This window comes from Ochrobactrum sp. PL_is501, assembly GCF_055816895.1.
Genome location: NZ_JBVPGR010000032.1, coordinates 135,238 through 154,204 on the forward strand (window position 1 = coordinate 135,238; position 18,967 = coordinate 154,204).

The 18,967-nt window shown below is 56.1% G+C and carries 12 protein-coding genes and 2 pseudogenes; 5 read left to right on the forward strand and 9 right to left on the reverse strand.

The features are described 5' to 3' along the window. Positions 1-117: 117 nt before the first annotated feature. A pseudogene (locus tag AC0TOF_RS07690) lies at positions 118-327 on the forward strand (ABC transporter substrate-binding protein); the annotation flags it as partial. A gap of 51 nt (positions 328-378) precedes the next feature. Here AC0TOF_RS07690 and AC0TOF_RS07695 read toward each other — a convergent pair. The 5 genes and pseudogenes from AC0TOF_RS07695 to AC0TOF_RS07715 all read right to left on the reverse strand — a co-directional run. Continuing rightward, the gene (locus AC0TOF_RS07695; protein WP_473767764.1) at positions 379-1,668 is read right to left on the reverse strand and encodes an NAD(P)/FAD-dependent oxidoreductase; all 1,290 of its coding nucleotides are present in this window, start codon (positions 1,666-1,668) and stop codon (positions 379-381) included. A 28-nt stretch (positions 1,669-1,696) separates the two neighbouring features. Beyond that, positions 1,697-3,052: a glutamine synthetase family protein gene (locus AC0TOF_RS07700; RefSeq protein WP_473767765.1), complete on the reverse strand. Its 1,356-nt coding sequence runs from the start codon at positions 3,050-3,052 to the stop codon at positions 1,697-1,699. A gap of 166 nt (positions 3,053-3,218) precedes the next feature. After that, positions 3,219-4,628: an APC family permease gene (locus AC0TOF_RS07705; RefSeq protein ID WP_473767766.1), complete on the reverse strand. Its 1,410-nt coding sequence runs from the start codon at positions 4,626-4,628 to the stop codon at positions 3,219-3,221. A gap of 1,150 nt (positions 4,629-5,778) precedes the next feature. Continuing rightward, entirely contained in the window at positions 5,779-7,323 is a 1,545-nt protein-coding gene (locus tag AC0TOF_RS07710) for an aldehyde dehydrogenase family protein (protein ID WP_473767767.1), read from the reverse strand. Between the two features lie 11 nt (positions 7,324-7,334). Then, positions 7,335-7,859 (reverse strand): annotated as a pseudogene (locus AC0TOF_RS07715) (NAD(P)-dependent oxidoreductase); the annotation flags it as partial. Here AC0TOF_RS07715 and AC0TOF_RS07720 point away from each other — a divergent pair. From AC0TOF_RS07720 to AC0TOF_RS07730, 3 genes are all read left to right on the forward strand, one after another. After that, the gene (locus AC0TOF_RS07720) at positions 7,851-8,210 is read left to right on the forward strand and encodes a hypothetical protein (RefSeq protein ID WP_473767768.1); all 360 of its coding nucleotides are present in this window, start codon (positions 7,851-7,853) and stop codon (positions 8,208-8,210) included. The pseudogene AC0TOF_RS07715 and the gene AC0TOF_RS07720 sit on opposite strands and share 9 nt — an antisense overlap. A gap of 311 nt (positions 8,211-8,521) precedes the next feature. Next, positions 8,522-9,340 carry an ABC transporter ATP-binding protein gene (locus AC0TOF_RS07725; protein WP_473767769.1) on the forward strand — a complete coding sequence of 273 codons (819 nt, stop codon included), beginning with the start codon at positions 8,522-8,524 and terminating at the stop codon, positions 9,338-9,340. After that, positions 9,337-11,316 carry an iron ABC transporter permease gene (locus AC0TOF_RS07730; protein ID WP_473767770.1) on the forward strand — a complete coding sequence of 660 codons (1,980 nt, stop codon included), beginning with the start codon at positions 9,337-9,339 and terminating at the stop codon, positions 11,314-11,316. The genes AC0TOF_RS07725 and AC0TOF_RS07730 overlap by 4 nt, the downstream gene beginning before the upstream one ends. Before the next feature lie 7 nt (positions 11,317-11,323). Here the strand turns inward: AC0TOF_RS07730 and AC0TOF_RS07735 are convergent, their stop codons facing one another. Beyond that, a complete protein-coding gene (locus AC0TOF_RS07735) occupies positions 11,324-12,190 on the reverse strand; it encodes an iron-siderophore ABC transporter substrate-binding protein (protein ID WP_473767771.1) in 867 nt (288 codons plus the stop codon). Continuing rightward, positions 12,184-14,445, reverse strand: coding sequence for a TonB-dependent siderophore receptor (locus tag AC0TOF_RS07740; RefSeq protein ID WP_473767772.1), 2,262 nt, complete (start codon positions 14,443-14,445; stop codon positions 12,184-12,186). Before AC0TOF_RS07740 ends, AC0TOF_RS07735 begins: the two co-directional genes overlap by 7 nt. A 264-nt stretch (positions 14,446-14,709) precedes the next feature. Between AC0TOF_RS07740 and AC0TOF_RS07745 the strand changes: the two genes are divergently transcribed. Further along, complete coding sequence (locus AC0TOF_RS07745) at positions 14,710-15,399, forward strand: AraC family ligand binding domain-containing protein (RefSeq protein WP_473767883.1); 690 nt, start codon at positions 14,710-14,712, stop codon at positions 15,397-15,399. A gap of 185 nt (positions 15,400-15,584) precedes the next feature. Here the strand turns inward: AC0TOF_RS07745 and AC0TOF_RS07750 are convergent, their stop codons facing one another. Together AC0TOF_RS07750 and AC0TOF_RS07755 are read right to left on the reverse strand one after the other, a co-directional pair. Next, positions 15,585-16,655 (reverse strand): acyltransferase family protein, encoded by a 1,071-nt coding sequence (locus AC0TOF_RS07750; RefSeq protein WP_473767773.1) that lies wholly within the window; start codon positions 16,653-16,655, stop codon positions 15,585-15,587. A 738-nt stretch (positions 16,656-17,393) separates the two neighbouring features. Further along, positions 17,394-18,908 (reverse strand): aldehyde dehydrogenase (NADP(+)), encoded by a 1,515-nt coding sequence (locus tag AC0TOF_RS07755; protein WP_473767774.1) that lies wholly within the window; start codon positions 18,906-18,908, stop codon positions 17,394-17,396. Between the last annotated feature and the right edge of the window lie 59 nt (positions 18,909-18,967).

Sequence of the window (18,967 nt, forward strand, 5' to 3'; positions counted from 1 at the left end):
CATTTGCCGGAGGCCGCCAGACACTATAGGCGGCAAAAGCGGATCGCCGATACTTGGACTTGCTTCGGAAAAGCGGAGAAGTTTTCGATGGCGCGAGGCGCATCAACAAGGGGCTGCGTCGTCAATGCTTTCCTCAAGTCGCTGAACTGGATTCACAAGGCTTCCCCCGGCGAAGTGGCCGATGCCGTGCCGGAGGAATATCTGCTAGGCGACCGCGCGCTTTACAAAACCGGATTCGAAAAATCCCGCGCCATGTCTTCCGAAAGGGGTCTTATTGCGGAAGACGAGTTCAAAAGCGTGCATGAACGGCTGAAAGCCCTCGATCCGCATCCGAAGAGAGCCATCGAGCATTTGTCGAAGCAGGACCGGTGGCGGCAGCTACCGTCCACCGTCCAGTTTTTGCAAGAACCACATACCCATCGCCAGACCGAGATTGCCGAGCTTGCGGCCTACAGGAAATCGCCAATGCCGGACGTTAGCAAAAACGTCCAGCTCGGCGTCATCGCCGCAGATTGCTTTGGCCATGATCTCGGCTACTATGTGAGAGGTGGCAATCCCGTGTCCCGAATAACCCTGTGCGTAGTACACATTAGGCTTAATCCGCCCGAGTTGCGGGATGCGATTGATCGAAACACCGTCCATCCCGTGCCAAGCAAACTCGATTTCGACATCGCGAAGCTGCGGCAAGGTTCTCTCGATGGCTGGGCGGATCGCTTCGACCAGATTTGCGGTATCCCGACCGCTATAGTTTGTGCCGCTGCCGAAGATCATCCGATTGTCCGCGGTCACCCGATAGTAATCAAGCACGAAGCGGGTGTCGTAGATTCCATAGCCCTTTGGGCTGATACTGCGCGCCAAGGCATCCGTCAGTGGAGCGGTGGCGATGATGTCAAGCGAGATTGGGAAGAGCATTCCAGACAACTTGCGCTGACCGAGTTTGTGATAGCTGTTTCCGGCAATCAATACGCTGTCGGCAGTAACGCGCCCTAGGGCAGTCTCCAGCACGGGACGCCGGCCGTAGATCAATTTCTCGACGCGAGTCTCGGTGAAGATATGTGCGCCGAGATTACGGGCGGCGTCGGCCTCGCCCAGGCAAAGGTTCAAGGAATGGACATGCATGTTGCGGCGGTTCACCAGTCCAGCGGGATAGATCTGGCTTCCGACATACTCCCGGAGCGCATCACCCCGCACAAGCTCGACCTGATCGCCCATGCCGTGCTGCTGGGCAGCACGCTCCATTTCCTCCAGCTCAGGAATGTGAGACATATTCCATGCCGCGTGGACGTGGCCATGTCTCAGGCTGCATTGTATTGCGTATTTTTCCACACGTTTCTGGATGATATCATGACCACGCCAGCGCAGGTTCCAGATATATTCCGCCGCTTCTTTACCAAGGGTCCGACGAAATTCCCGCTCCATGGCTCGATCGCCAGATAGCGAGCCGGTGATTTGCCCACCATTGCGCCCGGACGCGCCCCAACCAACGCGATTGGCTTCGAGCAGCGCCACACGCACACCACGCTCGGCAAGCTCCACAGCGCTGGCGACGCCTGTGAAGCCGCCGCCCACGATGGCGACATCAACGTCCAAGTCACCATCCAGGATTGGGAAAGGGTCAATTTCGTTGGCTGTCGCGGCGTAATAGCTGCGGGGATAGTTTTCCGTCATATTTTTTGATCCCGGCTCGAGATAGACGTTATGGCGACTGTCGATAGGTCTGGACTTCAAAATCGGTCACCCGATCAGCGAATACCCCCTGTTCCTGTCGCTTGCATGCGACGAACGCTTCGACGAATTCGGGATGCAGAATGGATTTGACCCTTGCGGAAGCCTCGAAAATATCGAGGGATTCTTTCCAGTCCCGCGCCAGGTTCGATAGATTGATATTGTGAGAATTTCCGGTGACCGGCCCAGGCGGCTGGACCTTACGCTGAAGCCCATCCAATGCCCCGCCCAGGATAGCGGCAAGGACGATATAGGGGTTGGCGTCTGCTCCCGCGACGCGATGTTCGATACGTCTTGCCGAGGGAGGACCCGCAGGGATGCGAAGAGCACTGGTGCGGTTCTCATAGCCCCAGGCGATCTTTGTGGGCGCCAGTCCTCCGGGACATAACCGCCTGTAGGAGTTCAGATGCGGCGCGAAAGCCAGAGTCATTTCGGCCATGCTGTCGAGCAGGCCGCCAACTGCATGGCGCAACGCGTCACCTCCCCGCGAACTCTGATCGTCAAAGATGTTATGTCCGTCTTGGTCCAGAATGGAGAAATGCACGTGCATGCCGCTTCCGGCATGTCCCCGGAGTGGTTTGGCCATGAAGCTGGTGACATAGCCATGAGAACGGCCGACGTTACGAATAATCTGCTTGAAAAGCACCGCATCGTCGGCGGCTTTCAGAGCATCAGCCTGATGCAGAAGGTTGAACTCGAATTGCCTTGGCGCGCCCTCAGACGTGGCGGCTTCGACCTGTATGTTACACGCGGCCGCGTGAGCGTATATTTTCTCTAGAACTGCCGAGGCCTGGACAAGCTCAGCCACCGAATAGATATTGTCAAACGCCGGAGGCACAGCGTCATATATGACTTCCATTGACCCTTTCGGTTGGTCATCGAAAAAGTAGAATTCGATTTCGGTTGCTACAACGGGACGCAAACCAAGCACATCATAGCGCTTCAGTACTTCGGCCAACAAATGTCGCGCGTCCGCGAAGTAAGGACTGCCATCCTCCTTACTCATCCACAAATGGAGCAGTGGCTGATCGCCGTTCTCTGCCCATCCCAGATCACACAGACCGCGACCTGTCGGATGGCATATGCCGTCCAGATCCCCTTTCTCCAACGTGAGATGCGTACCAACAACGTCTGTGCCCCAGATGTCTACCCCCACAGATGACATCGGCATTCGCGTGCCGCTGCGAAGTGTGCCCTCGAGCTTGCGCCAAGGGAGACGCTTGCCGCGAAGAATGCCGTTCATATCAACTATCGCCGCGTAGAAAGCACGTGGCGGCTCGGTGGTCACGGCAACCGTCGCACCACTCATGATCGCGGGCTGATTCATACTTCTCTCCGACATGGAATTCCAAATACAAGTCTCTCCAACGAGAGACGCTTCCGTTTCTCCGCTCACACTTCTGCTCAAAATCGCTTCTGGCAATCCCTGCCCGGACTGATCTGGGATCGGACGGGTGGCGAGGCATGGATTTTTGATCCCGGTATTACGCGGATCAGAGATCATGTAGTCGTAGCTGTGGGACAGAGCGTTTGAATACGCGAGTTAGATAGAGCAGGTAAAGGAAGCCCGTTCCCAACCAAATCAAGCCCACATCAAATGTGTTGGCCGACAGATTGGCCCACAGCCATAGTGTTAGCAGAAAGCCGATACCTGGTAGCACTCCATAGCGAATTGCATCCCACCCTTGGCGTCTGTTCCCATCCAGAAAGCCGGTCTTGATTACCGCAAGATTGACGAACGAAAACCCTGCCAAAGCACCAAAGCTGATCATGCTGGCAGCCTGTTCGAGTTCGATGGTCAGGGCCAAGAGCGATGTGGTCGCTACGACCAGTATCGCGCAGACAGGCGTACCAAACTTGCGGCTAACGGCGCCAAACACGTTTTGCGGGAGTACTCGATCACGCCCCATCGCATAAAGAATACGGGACACGCTGGCTTGTGCAGCCATGGCCGAAGCGAATGTGCCCGACATATAGGCGGCTGTGAAGAAACTGACCAGGAACGCCCCGCCAGCTTTGCTCATTACGTCCCGCGAGGCCGAGTCCGGGTCGGGGAACGAGCGCCAATCGGGATAAATCATGTGCCCGGTCCAGGATGCTATAATAAACAATAACCCGCCTATGAGCGTGCATAGCATGATGGCGCGAGGAATGGTGCGGCGCGGCTCGCGCGCCTCCTCCGAGAGCGTAGAGACCGCGTCAAAGCCTAGAAACGAAAGGCACAGGATCGCCGAGCCTGCCACGATCGTCCCAAGCTTCATGTCCGAGCTATAGAATGGCGCAAGGATCGAAGTCGTGCCATATCGCCCGAAAGATGTCAGGAAAAGTGTAAGGAATACGGTCAGAAAGATAAGCTGAAAGGCAATGATGAGGAAATTCATTCCCGACACGATCTTGATACCGAGAATATTCAGACTGGTCACGAGCAGGATCGCGCCAATAACCCACAAATGTGGAGATATGGCAGGAAAATATTGCGACATATATATGCCGATTAAAATAAAGTTGAGCATCGGCAGAAAGATGTAATCCAGCAACAAGGCCCACCCAACCATGAAGCCTATGTGGCCACCAAACGCTTTTCTTGCATAACTATAGGCCGATCCGGCTACAGGGTACGCCTCCACCATTCGGCCATAACTGTAGGCCGTGAAGAACATGGTCATCAGGGTGAGCGCATAGGCAGTTGGCAGATGTCCCTCCGTGACGGTAGTTACAATGCCGTACGTGTCGAAAACGGCAAGCGGCACCATGTATGCCAAGCCAAACGCGATAAGGGCCGGCATTCCCAGGACCCGCCGCAATGCTGGCCGATTGCCAGTGTTTCCGATACCGGAACCGATCTCCTCGGGGGTATATGGGGCATCCTGTAATGGATTGTCGCCATTTATTTCGCGATTCATAGTTTCCTCCCTATTTCGCGATGCGTTATGTTTTCGACGATGGCCCGTTGGAAATGCCCCCTTCTCCGATCTAGATTGATTTCGAATGCAACTATGCTGCGAAGCAACGAATGATTATTGATAAAATGTACTTAGGATTACCAAAAAATAATTTGCCGATGAACCACCTTCTCAAAATATTATATAGTTAATATTAAAGCATAGGCCGATTATTTTTAATTGAAATCAAAATAAGCTTTGACATTTAGTATACCCGCGTTCCGCAGTGGATCGAGAGGTGCTACTGTGGCACGACAATTTTTGCGCGAAGCGGCAACCATGCGCAATTCGCAAAAAATTGCCGACGCTTTGTTTGATACTGGAAGGATTGGCGCAACAATCTTGGTGGATGGCAGATCACGATTGTAGATCCCCATAAAGTGCGAGGCTTGTCCTGTCCGCGCAGCCAGTCAAGATAGGTCGACACTAAGGATGGAATCTGGATGCGGGTGGCCGGCATCCCCCAGCTGTTCTCGCGAAGGCATCTCGACGCCAGCTTGCTGGTCCTTCTGGCAGCTGGAGTTGGACATTGGTTCTACAGATTAGAGCCGCTAGGAAAATGTACAGCGCCCAGTCGGATCGGCGCACCTGCTTCACATTTTTGACATGGCAAGCGGCCCCGGTTTCAGTCCGGACCGCCTTATATTTAGGCTTCAAAAAGTTCACATCAGCCTTATGTCGCAAGTCAAAGCTTGACGGCATTCCCCTGTACCCGCAACTGGAGATTGCGGCAGGCGGCAATAAATTCCGAGGCTACTTTTATTGTCAACGGGATCAGTCTCTCATCCATATCAGTTTCAATATCCGTCGTTGCAGCAATGGCATCGCGCCGGCGGTAAATCCGATACACTTACAATGGGCAAAGGCGTCGGCAAGCCGAGGCGCGTGCTACTGGTGACGAGAGCGGGCTTGCAAAACCATATGCATGATCCCGCTTGGGGGCAACTCAGCGCACCTTTCGCGAGCCCGTAAATCTGCCTTCGTTGCCCGAGGTCCGGCAATAGGCTCCCGCTTCTGCGAGTTCTGAGAGCTAATGACCAAGGTCACACTTGGCCTTGACCAGAAAGATTGCGGCAGCAAGATTGCAACATCTTGCTGCCATTCATCCAACTCAGGCTTCTGGTGAGTAACCGAAGGTCACAGCCGGGTTTTCGGCTGTTTCCACCCAGATACTCTTTGCCTGCGTATAGGCCATCAAAGCATCCTTACCGCTCGAGCGACCGTAGCCGCTGCGTCCGAAACCGCCGAACGGTGACATAACCGAAATGGTCTTATACCCATTGATCCAGAAGGTTCCGGCCCGCACGCTGGCCGCAACACGGTGAGCCCGCGCAACATTCTCTGTCCAGACAGCACCGGCCAGTCCGTAAGCATTGTCGTTGGCAAGTGCAATTGCTTCGGCTTCGTCATCGAAAGGCATGACAGCCACGACCGGGCCAAACACTTCCTCCCTGGCAATCGTCATTGCGGGATCCACACGATCGAGGATTGTCGGAGCGTAATAGTAACCTCCAGTTTCCCGCAAAGCTTCCGGCTTTCCGCCTCCCGCCGCGAGCACCGCACCATCCGTCACGCCGTCGCGCACCATCTGGTCGATCTTCGACCATTGCCGTGCATTGTTGATCGGTCCGATATGCGAATTGTCGTCATAGGGATCGCCCACAACGATACGGCTTGCAGCATCGGCGTAACGCTCCACGAACTCCTGATGAATGGAGCGGTGAACCAGCAGACGCGAACCTGAGACGCAGCTCTGCCCCGCTCCGCTGAAGATCGCCGATTGCGCGCCCATCAATGCACGGTCCATATTGGCATCAGGGAAGACAATATTGCCGGATTTTCCGCCCAATTCGAGAATGCACGGAACAACGTTCTTCGCGGCTGTCGCCGCGATCGCAGAACCGGCCTGCGCCGAACCGACGAAAACGACGAGACCGGTGCGCGGATGAGAAACCGCAGCCTGCCCGGCAGTCGGCCCCCGCCCGGCGATTACATTCACCAGACCACGCGGCGCACCGCCCAGTTCGCACATCAAGCCGAGAATAAGCGTGGAGAGCGGCGTCAGCTCGGATGGCTTGATGACAACGCCATTGCCTGCGCAGATTGCCGGTGCGATCTGCCATCCTCCGGTAAACAGAGGCGCATTCCACGGCGTGATCTGCGTGACGACGCCAATGGGCTCATGGCGCGTATAATTGAGATGGCTGCTCGGCACCGGAATCACATCGCCATAGAGCTTGTCGCACCAGCCAGCGTAATATTCGAACATCTCGGCAACGCGCACGGCTTCGCCACGAATGTCGCGGATAGGACGCCCGGCAGAACGGCTTTCGATTTCGGCGATCAAAGGAGCGTGTTCGCGAATGCGCCGGGCGATCTCATTCATCACGCGACCCCGTGCCGACGCCGTCAGGGCCATCCATTCCTTTTGCGCGCGGGCGGCGCTATCCATCGCCGCATCGATAATCGACTGATCGGCATCCTTGAAGGAAGCGAATACCTTGCCGGTTGCCGGATCGGTCAGCTTCTGTTCGTCACCGCTTCCGACGACGATTTCACCATTCACGAAACTGCCGATCTCACTCTTCGGAAAGAAGCTCTGAAAAATTTCGGCAATGCGCGCGGCCTGTGCTTGGGGGTCAATTGGGTGCGTCATTATTCTGGCCTTTACTTCGATGAGACGGGTTGGAAAGCGCCCATGCGGGTGAAGTCGTCGCGGTCTTCAAGATGGCCCGAGCCAGCCCAGAGCTTCGCCACAACGGATGTCAGAGGGATGTCTGCGCCGGTGCGTTCGGCCAGTTCTTGCGCCAAGCGCACATCCTTGCGCATCAAGCCCATCGTGAAACCACTGTCGAAACGGTCGTTCATTATCCAGGTCGGAAAGTGAACCTCGCTGATCATGGATTTTCCTGACGCCGCATTCAGAACACGAAGGGCGGATTCAGGGCTTATTCCGGCGGCAAGCGCCAGTTTCAGGCCCTCGCTGGTTGTCACCATATGAGCTGCGGCAAGCAGATTGTTGACGAGCTTTGCAACATTGCCTGCACCGCTCGGTCCCACATGCAATGCCTTGGCCGCCATGGCTTCGATAACGGGTTGGGCGAGCGACAGATCCGCATCGCTGCCACCGATCATCATTGTCAGTTGGCCCGACGCAGCACCGGCCGGGCCGCCGCTCACGGGATGGCTGGAACCGTGGGCGCCAAGGTGCCGCTTCCCGGCCAGGTTGTGAAATTCAGCGACGAACTTATGCAGATCAATGGCGGAGAGTCCTATATTCTCGCCTACCTGCCGGACGAATATCTGTTCAACGTCCGCAAGGGCATGACCGTGAATGTTTCCGGGGGAGCGCAGTCTGCCAAGGGTAAAATCGAAACTATATTGACCGTTGCCGATGCCCTGCCCGCGGAGTTCCAGAACATGTTCCGTCCGCGTGACCGGTCCCGGCTGATCCGCATCGCGCTTGAGAATGAAAATCCCTTCGCAGTATCCCAGAAGGTAACGATTTCCGGCTGCGCTTTCGGATATTGCTGGGCCAAATAGCGGTTACAAACTGCCGCTTTCCATAGCAACTGTGCCGACGCGACGGGTTCGTTTGCCCAGGCACGGTTGCCAGGAGGTACTGTTTGACAGCTTGACTTGATCGTTTCTGCGCAATCAGGAACCTGCTTGCCTCTATTACGAAAAGTTATTATTTCAGATCGTCCCAGAGCGGTTCTTTTAACGGAATCGACAGAACCGCTCCAACTGTTTGTTTTGGCGCATTTTCCAACGCAAAGCCGTTTCACACTTTTGCTGGAAATGCTCTCGTTTCAATGAAAGCCGCGTGAACTTTGCCGGAACAGAATTCGAGAATGGAGACGCAGCCGGCGGTCATTCAGGTCAACGATTTATTCGTCGACTATGACGGTTCGCCTGCGCTGACATCCGTTGACGTTTCAGTCAGCGCCGGTCGGATAACTGCGATATGCGGCGCCAACGGTTCGGGCAAAAGCACATTGTTGCGCTGCATGGCGCGCCTGCAAAAGCCTTCGCGCGGCGTAGTGCTTTTTGAGGGGCACGACATAAGCCGCATGCGCCGCAACGAACTCGCCAGAAAGGTCGCGGTGCTGGGGCAGATGCCCGAAGTTCCTGCGGGCCTTACGGTCGAGGAGCTCGTTGAAAATGGCCGCCATCCCCACCGGGGATTGCTCTCGCGTCTGGGGCAGGCGGATCGGGCCATAATCGCGCAGTCGATTGCACAGGTCGGTCTGGAGAACCTTCGGCACCGACAGGTCGCTTCACTGTCGGGCGGTGAGCGGCAGCGAGCCTGGGTGGCCCTTGCGCTCGCGCAGAACCCTTCGGTGCTCTTCCTTGACGAGCCGACGAACTTTCTCGATATCCGCCATCAGTCCGAGCTGCTCACACTTCTGAAAAAGCTGAACAAAGAGCGCAACCTCACCATCATTGCCGTACTCCACGATCTCAATCAGGTAATGGAACTGGCGGACGATGTCATTTTGATGCGCAAGGGCCAGCTTATGGCCTCGGGCACCCCGCAAAACGTTCTGACGAAACAGCATCTCAAGCAAGCCTTCGAGTTCGACATGGACGTTATCGCTCATCCGGTCCTGCCGATCTCCTTCTGCCTGCCGCGCTGGATTGTCGATGATCACGATCAGGCCGCGCGATGACGCCACGGCATGCCGTCGCGGAAGCCGCGAAGCCAAGGATCCATGTTTTCAGCCTTTTCATACTGGCGACAGTGCTCCTGCTGGGGCTGATTATCGCCGAACTTGTCATCGGCAGCGGTAACGTCGCGCTCTCCGATGTTTTGCAGGCGCCATCGCGGCCGCAATCGCTGGCGCAAATCATCATCGAAACCATCCGCCTGCCGAGGGCTCTTGCCGCCGTTCTGGTCGGCACCGCACTCGCGGCAGCAGGTACGGTCATGCAGACGGTGTTGCGGAATCCTCTTGCCGCACCTGACATCCTGGCTGTGACCAGCGGTGCGCAACTGGCTCTCATCATTGCAAGCCTGTTGCTTCCATTCGCTTTTCCGGGTTTTCTCGCGACCATCCTCGGTGGAGCCATCGGCGGCGGTCTCTGTCTTCTGGTGGGTGGCGGATTGCGTGCGCATCCGGTCCGGCTTGCGCTCGCTGGGGTAGCTATCTCCCTCGCCTTCTCAGCGCTGTCATCCGCGATTGTTCTTATGGCCGACGATCGGGCATCGGGCGTTCTTCTATGGTCGTCAGGTCTTCTGGAGCAATCCGGCTGGACCAAGGTTGCTTCACTGGCGCCCGCAATATTGGGCGGAATATTGCTGCTTGCCCTTTTGGGACGGCAGTTCGATGTGATGGCGCTCGGCAATGATATGGCCTCGGGCCTCGGATTGGGGAAAGCGCCCGCCGTCATCGGTTTGCTGGCTACGGTTGTTCTTTCCGGAGCGGCGGTTTCCATTGCGGGGCCGATTGGCTTCATTGGCCTTGCGGTCCCGAATTTCCTGCGGGCCGTGGGTTTCCACAAACACGGTATGCTGCTGCCCGCCGCTGGCCTTTTGGGGGCAATCGCACTTCTCGCAGCCGATGTTTCAGCGCAACTGTTGAGCAACAATGGCACGATCATCCCAACCGGCGTTCTTGCCGCCTGTTTCGCGGCCCCTGTCCTCATTCTGGTTCTGCGCAGGATCAAGGGGGAGATGCGCACGCGCGCAAACGTCGTTTCGGAAAAGGTTCTGTTTCAGCGGAAAACTGTGCTTTATTCCGCTCTCGTCGGTATGATGCTGGCGGCTTTCCTGCTTGGCCTGCTCTTCGGCGATGGAGTTGCCGGTTGGCAAACCGATTGGAACACTGTCTCCGCACTGCGCATGCCCCGCGTGTTGATTGCCATGGGAGCGGGAGCGTTGCTGGCATGCGCTGGCCTGCTGCTTCAGCTCGTCACACGCAATCCGCTTTCAGGTCCGGAAACTCTGGGCTTGTCGCAAGGGGCAGCGCTTGCCGGACTTGCCGGCCTTTTGATCGGTGTCGTGCCCGGCAGCCCGCTATTCGCGCTTCTCGCGGTGCTTGGGGCAGGTCTGGTCGTCTTGTGCATTTCCCTCCTTTCGGCCCGCATGTCGCCGGAGCGCACGGCGCTGACCGGCATCGCGGTTGCCGCCAGTCTCTCCGCCGTCAGCACCATCATTGTCATTGAAGCCAAATTACAGGTCGCGGAAGCGCTTTCCTGGCTGGCAGGGTCCACGCATGGGCGAAACTGGCAGGATGTGGCGGCGCTCGCACCCTGGCTCGTCCTCATTCCGTTGATGATGGTGCTGGCAAGGCGGTTCGATATTCTGGCGATGGGGCGGGACGAGGCGGAATCCATCGGTCTCAATACAATGTCCGCCCGCCTCTGGACGATGCTTTTGGCCTCGCTGGCGGTGGCCGGTGCCGTGGCGACGGTCGGTGCAATAGGCTTCGTGGGGTTGATCGCGCCGCATGCTGCCCGTTTGTGCGCTGGCGCGCGCTATCGCGAGCTCGTGCCGGTTACAGCCCTTATGGGAGCCATTCTCACCGCCTTCGCGGATATGTTCGGAAGGACGCTTATCGCACCGCAGGAAATTCCGGCAGGGATCGTTACCGCCTTCATCGGCGCGCCTTTGTTCATTCTATTGATGCGCCGTCAATCGCGTTGACCGCCCTTCAGATGGGCAAAGCGCTTTCCACACGGTCAAGCAGACGCAACATCGACCGTGTGGAACCGAAGGGCCAGATATCGGGGCCGACAGCGTGCACCTGATTGCTCGCAACCATCGGCAGGACCGGCCAGAGGGCACTTTCCGTCAACTCGCGCGGCGGCTCATCGCCAAGAAGGCAGAGATGCGTATCGGCGCCCAGCGTGGCGAGATCTTCGAGCCCCAATGTCGTAAAGCCGAAGGATTGGCTACCCAGATCGACAGCCGGTGAAAATCCGGCTTTCACCAGCGTCATCATCACAGCGGAATTGGTTGTGAAGACGCGCAGACGGGCAACGCCCGGCAATGGCTGCGCGATGACGATCCTCGTTTCCTGCGGCGAGCGCTTCGCCCTCGCAGCGGAAAGACGGTCTTCAAAAGAGACCCATTCCTTGCGCGCTTCCGCTTCCCGCCCGACCGCCTTGCCAGCGGTCGATAGCCCGGCTTCCATGTTGCTGTAAAAATCCGACTTCTCGGAACCCGTATCGATCAGCAAGGTTGGCGAAATTTCGTTCAGGCGAGCCGCAATGGCGCCATGGCGCAGCGCGGACGTGATAATAAGATCGGGCTTCAGCCGCATCAGGGCTTCAAGGCTTGGCTGCTGACGTCCGCCGACATCGACCGCTTTGGAAAGCTTACCGTTCTCGATGTTCACCCATTGGCGGTATCCCGCCAGATCGGCAATACCGACCGGGACAATATCGAGCGAGAGAAGAATCTCGGTCGCAGCCCATTCGAGCGTTACAATTTTCAACGGCTCTGCACGGGCGACAGAAGTGAGGGCAGCCATGGCGGCCCCCACAAGAATATCACGCCGCGAAAAAACTGTTACCATCGAACGCTCGTCGTCGCCACGATGGAACGACCCTGGCCATAATAGCACTGGCTTGTGGAATTGCAGCCAGCCACATATTTCTTGTCGCCGAGATTATAGGCGTTGACCTGCAGGCGATAGTTGCCGAAGTCGTAGCGCAGAAACGCATCGACCAGCGTATAGGACGGCACATAGAAGGTGTTGAGCGTGTCGCCCGCCGTCTTTCCGATGCGGCGCACGCCGCCTCCGACGACAAGGTTTCCTTCGATATTGCCCGGCAGCGGCATGTCGTAGCTCAGGAACAGGGATTGCTGGTTCTTCGGCACGGTATAAGGCAATTTGCCGATCTGGGCAGGATTCTGGCTTTCGCTGACTTCCGGGTCCTGGAAGCTCAATGCGCCGGTGACGTTGAGCCTGTTCCAAAGACGTGCGGTTCCCTCGAGCTCGACCCCGCGAACCCGCACCTCGTCGGTCTGATAATAAACGCCGGAGATGCGGTTCACGACATTTTGCTGCTCCGCTTCGAAAGCCGAAAGCGTGACAGTGTAATCCTCTCCCTCCGGTGCATATTTCAAACCCACTTCCTTCAGGGTGCCGGTCGTGGGTTTGAGCGGCGTATCGGCGAGCGTCAATGTCGGCAGGAAGGAAGTCGAGTACAGGGCATATGGCACGAAGCCTGAATCGAACAGATATGCCACGCCGACGCGGCCGGTGAACTTGTCGGGGTCCTGTTCGTAATCCGTGGTCTTCCCCGATGAAAGTGCGGTCTGCTCGGAACGGATGCTGACGAAATCCTTGCGGCCGCCCAGCGTGACGCGAAGCTTGCCCGCTTCGATCTGGTCCTGGACATAAAGGCCGGTCTGGTACTGTTTCTGCAAAAGCCGTGTCGTCGGAGACAGCTCGGCGAGAGGCTGGTCGTAGGTCGGATTGAAAAGATCCTGCGACGGGCCGCTTGCCGAAGCGGTATAATTATCGAGGCGTTGCCATTGCTGGTCGACGCCCACAAGCAGCGTGTGCGCCAACGGCCCCGTATCGAAACGCGACTCCAGTTGCGTATCGAAGGCTATCGCATCAAGTTCGGGCTGGGCCAGATAGTTGGTTCGCGGGATCGTATGACCATCCCAGCCCTTGGTCGGAATGACACCGGTGAACAGATTGCGGTAATCCGTCTTCATATGCGAATAGCGAAAATTCTGGCGCACGGTGAACGTGTCGTTGAAGCGGTGTTCGAAATCATAGCCCACATAACCGATCTCTTTCTTGTAGATCGCATTGCGCGGGTCGCCATCGGAAAAGTCGCGTGAGATCGTCTGCCCAGTCGGGTTTGGCAATACGCTGCCATAGGCCGGGATGATGACGCCAGCCTGCCCCATATTGTCCTTCAGGTAGCCGCCGGAAACCACAAGGCTGGTATCCGCATCGGGCCGCCAGGCAAAACTGGGATTGATCGCAATGCGATCGTTCTTGCCCAGATCGTAAGACGTGTTGCTATCGCGGAAAATTCCGTTCAGGCGATAGGTGAAGCGGGGATCGTTGTTGATCGGCCCTGTAATATCGACACCGAATTCCTTGCGTTCAAAGCTTCCGCCGCGCAGATAAATTTCCCGCGAAGCTTCGGCCTGCGGCTGCTTGCCGACCATATTGACGATGCCGCCGACATTGCTCTGGCCAAACAGGGCGGAACTCGGGCCGCGCAGGATTTCCACGCTTTCCAGAGAATAGGGTTCGACAACAAAGCCCGAATAGCCGCCGGATTGGCTGGCAATCTGGGGAATGCGCAGGCCATCCAGATAAAGGTCAGCCGGAAAGCCGCGCACGGTAAAATAGTCAGAACGAACATCGGCACCATAACGCTGTGCATTCACATTGGCGCTATAGAGCATCGCTTCGCTGACCGACTGCACCGCGCGGTCATTCATATTGTCACGCGTGACGACCGAAATAGACTGCGGCGTTTCGCGGATTGGCACGTCACTTTTGGTTGCGGCACGGCTGTACTCGGCAATGTAACCTTCCACAGGCGCACGCGGGCCTTTCCCACCCGACGTCTGTATCTCAATCGTGTCGAGCTTGAGGATTCCAGCCTCTTGCGCTGCTGATGGCGCCGCGATTGCGATGGAAGCCGCGCCACCAAGAATTGCGGTTTCCAGCAGACATTTGACGCTCGTCCGTCGCGACTTCTTTGTGCCCTGTTTGCGCGCAGCACCACTCGTATTCAATTCGGCTCTCCTTGCCGACCGGCAAGCGGGCGGCACGTTACCCCGCTGGCTGATCATGGCTGCGGGCTATGCAATGATTTTGGCGTTGCGCAAATTTGAATTTCAGAATAATTCTAATTTGTGCTTATCAATGAACGCGTTACGCGGCTGAATATATTTCAGCAACCTTGATGGAGTCAGGCCAAACTCCGTTGCAATCGGGTCAAAATTCTGCAATTTCCGTCAAATATGACAATTTCAGTCAAATTGGGCCAAACGGAAATTTGCATGCGACCGAAACACGCCATCGACTATCAGAATTTACCGCGGCCTTTGGCAGTCATGCGGCGTGAATACAAAACCGGCATGAATTTTGGCTGGCATAGTCATCGGCGCGGACAATTGCTCTACGGGAATACCGGTTACATGACGGCGCTGACCGAAGAGGGCGCTTTCATGCTCCCCACAGGTTACGCCGTGTTATTGGGACCGGATCTGCCCCATGCGGTGGAAACGTTCGGTGAAACGGAAATGTACTCGGTCTATGTGGAAGAGAACATTTCGCGGGATTTGTGGGAAGAAACGCGCGTCCTCAAAGTCTCCGCATTGCTCGACGCCAGCATTCAGGCGCTTGCGAATGAGCCCGTGCTTTATGACGAAAACGGACGCGGTCGGCATCTTTCCGCTCTCATTCTGGACGAAATCCGCTGTGCGGACAGACAACCGCTGACAGTACCGCTTCCAGCAGAAAAACAGCTGCGAAAACTGTGCCGGAATCTACTGGATGATCCGGGCCTGGACCTTACCATCGATGATTGGGCCGAACAGGTGGGTATGAGTCGGCGGACGATGACACGCAAATTTCGGCAGGAAACAGGCATGAGCTTTATCGAATGGCGTCAGCGCCTGCGCGCTTCCCACGCCATGCGCCGACAGGCTGAAGGGGTCCCATTGGCCGTGGCGAGCGTGGAAGCGGGCTATCAAAGCGTTTCAACGCTGCGCAAAGTCATGAAAAACCTCAGTCTGGCATGACAGCTCCACGTTCATCGAATACCCACAAAGGCTGGCTCATTTTCAGGGTAAGATCATTCTCTTGTCTCTGCGGTAGTATTGTCGCCAGGGGACCAACTACCGCGACCTTGAGCAAATGATGGGCGAGCCGGGTGTGCCTGTTGATCATTCTTCAACTTAACCGGCGATCTTCGCGGTAAGGCAAATTACGAAGTTGCGAGGCGCGGTTTTGATGAAAACTGAAGCAATTTCCTTCGGAGCATCGGATTAAGTCTCTTTTCGACACTTCCATGGAATACGACCGAAAAAGAAATCAAAGCGACCATTGTCAATGCAAGCGCACTTAACGGTGAAACGTAATCGAGTAGTTTTGCAATCGCGATATAACCGACGTTCTGGTGCAGCAGATAAAGTGAGTAGGTTGCGCCACCTAGAATACTAATAATGTTAAAGTATCGCTCGTTAATTTTTAAATGGAGCATCAATAAGAATATAGCTATCGAACAAAGAATGATTGCAGCGATTACCACAGAAGAAAACGTGGTCGAGTAAGCGGCTTCAGCCCATTCTATACCTGCAGTTGCTGTATATATCGAATAACAAGCAGCGCTAATGAATAGAACACACGCATAGTATGAAAACTGTTTGTGGAGGCGATTCAGGACGATTCCCATCGCAAAGAAGCCGCTGTGTTCTGTAATGAAGAGGTTCTGAAGATGTTCGGAGCCGATATAAAACTCATTTGTCAATGAAAAGGCCAGCCAGATCGGAATAATCCTAAGGATATTCTGGAATTGACCGAGGGCTAAAATTATAAATATCCAACCATAAAAGATGACCTCGAGGACAATTGACCAGTATGCGCCATCAACGAATGGCTCGCCAAGCAATTTGGAAAAGATGATTGTGTTGGCCAGATACTGGCGCATGCTGACATGAAATAACGGATTTGACGAAAGCCATATTGTAGCGGCGGTCAAGGTCATCATCATTAAGAAAGTAGGGTAGATGCGCGTGAATCTCGCGATCATGAACGACCAGGGCCTTTGGCCTTCGGCGGAGTAAGCAATTACATACCCACTGATAATGAAGAAAACGCTGACCCCCAATGACCCATAGCTCGCTATGGCTTTCATTGTTTCGGGGATATTGATTGCTGGCAATTCACCAGCGGCTTCACCGCGAAACGCGAAATGGTAGCACATGACGGCAAGCGCAGAAATGATGCGCAATATGTCGAGACCGTAGATGTGGCTGTGATGCGCGGAGCTCTTCATGGAATTAACCCGAAAGGTATGCGTTGAACTTTGCAGCGGGATGTCGCGCCTGTCAGGTTGAGTTCGCCCCAATCATGCTGCTGTCTGAAGCTGCACATCAGCAAAACCAAATGTTCTCAGATAATTGCATTTGGTGATCGCTGAAATAACCAGTTCTTGTTGGCGTCCTGTAAAAACGAAAGTTTTCTGGCTGGAGACATCCCACCGGCGCACCCAATCAAGATCAAACAGCCTGCAGCTGACGCAATCATCCTTCGAGCGCGTTTCGATCCGATTGGATCAGATCGGCGCTCTAACTGTTTATTTTACCGCGCATTTTTTCCGAAAACCGTTTCACACTTTTCGGAATGCGCTCTAAATTTTTAGTAAAAGCCATTTGCCACCCCAGATTACATAGCATTGTTGAATAACCGTTTTTGGATATGTGGCAAGCGAATAATTATAAGATGGATTGGGCCAATTGGCCCGGTTGCAAAAATTCCAATTGGCTGAGGAGAAGCCTTCCCACGCCTGGGTCACGCGGCTCTGGCGCCGAGATTCTGCTCGAGCATTGCCACAACCTCGGTGAGCGAGGTGTGTCCGTTGATCCTTCGACGAACTGTCGCTGGGTCAAAGATTCGCGCCGGAGACCGAAAAGCGATTGCGCTGTCACTGGCGCCGATCCGCCAATATTTCCAGAACAAGAAGCATCAGGCCGAAGGGCCTGATGTATGTGGTTTCAACAAAGATAAGGAAGCTTCACTCGAAATCCATCGGCAGCACATCGGCCGGGATGTTCTGATAGCTGACGGGGCGCAGAAAGCGGCGGATGGACATGGTTCCAACGCTGGTTGCGCCGAAATTGGTGCTGGCCGGATAAGGCCCGCCATGAACCATCGAATCGACCACCTCCACCCCGGTCGGGAAGCCGTTGGCCAAAACGCGTCCAGCCTTGCGTTCCAGAACCGGCAGGAGCTTGCGGGCTGAAGCGGCATCATCCTTGTCCATATGCAAGGTTGCCGTCAGCTGGCCTTCAAATCCCTTGGCCAGATCCACCATGTCGTCGACCGACTTGACGCGAACGACAACCCCGAGCGGGCCGAACACTTCTTCGCCGATCGTGTGATCGCCAAGAAAGGCTTCGCCGGTTGTCTCATAGAGATTGGGCGAAGCTTCGCGACCCTTGCTTTCGTTCGCCAGCACGGGTTTGACGGAGTTGCGGCTGTCGAAATGCGCCTTGCCGCCCCGATAGGCCTTGGCAATGCCGTCGGTCAGCATGACCTGCGGAGCGACCTTTTCCAAAGCGCTGCGGGTGGACTGCACAAAGCTGTCGGCGTCCGATCCGTCGATAACCACGGCAATTCCCGGATTGGTGCAGAACTGACCGGCACCCATGGTCAAGGACGCGGCCCAGCCTTCGCCGAGCGACGAGGCGCGTGTTTTCAAGGCTTCCGGCAGCAGGAACATCGGATTGACGGAGCCAAGTTCTCCGAAGAACGGGATCGGTTCCGGGCGCTGTGCGCACAGGTTGAACAGGGCGCGACCGCCTGCCAGCGAACCCGTGAAGCCGACGGCCTTGATCAGCGGATGCGTGACCAGCGCTTCGCCGACTTTGCGGTCGCCACCCTGGATGAGGCTGAACACGCCCTTCGGCATCCCGGTCCGGGCAATAGCGGCATGAATGGCGTCAGCGACGATTTCGCCGGTGCCGGGATGGGCGGAGTGGCCCTTAACCACAACCGGGCAGCCTGCAGCAAGGGCAGCTGCCGTGTCGCCGCCAGCGGTCGAGAAAGCGAGTGGAAAATTGGAGGCCCCGAAAACGGCAACCGGGCCAATCGGACGCTGCATCAGCCGGATTTCCGGACGCGGCGCTGGCTTCCGATCCGGCAGGGCCTCGTCAATGCGACGATCCAAATAGTCACCCTTGCGGATATGGCTGGCAAAAAGGCGGAGCTGGCCGGTGGTGCGTCCACGCTCGCCTTCAAGTCGGCCTGCCGGCAGGCCGGTTTCCTGCGTGCCGATTTCCGTGATGGCGGCAGCGCGTGCTTCGATTTCGTCGGCGATGGCTTCAAGGAATTGAGCGCGTTCTTCGCGGCTCGTATAGCCATAAGTCCAGAAAGCATCTTCCGCCGCTTCGCAGGCGCGCGCCACCAGAGCGGGCGTCCCGACAGCAAATGCATAGGATGGACCGCTCGCAGGTGTCGAGGCAAATGTCGCCTCCCCTACCACCCATTCACCAGCGATCAGATGGCATCCGTGGGGCTTAAAAATCATTGTCATTTCCATTTCTGGTCTATTCACAAATGCATAATATGTATTTGGTGATAGACGTC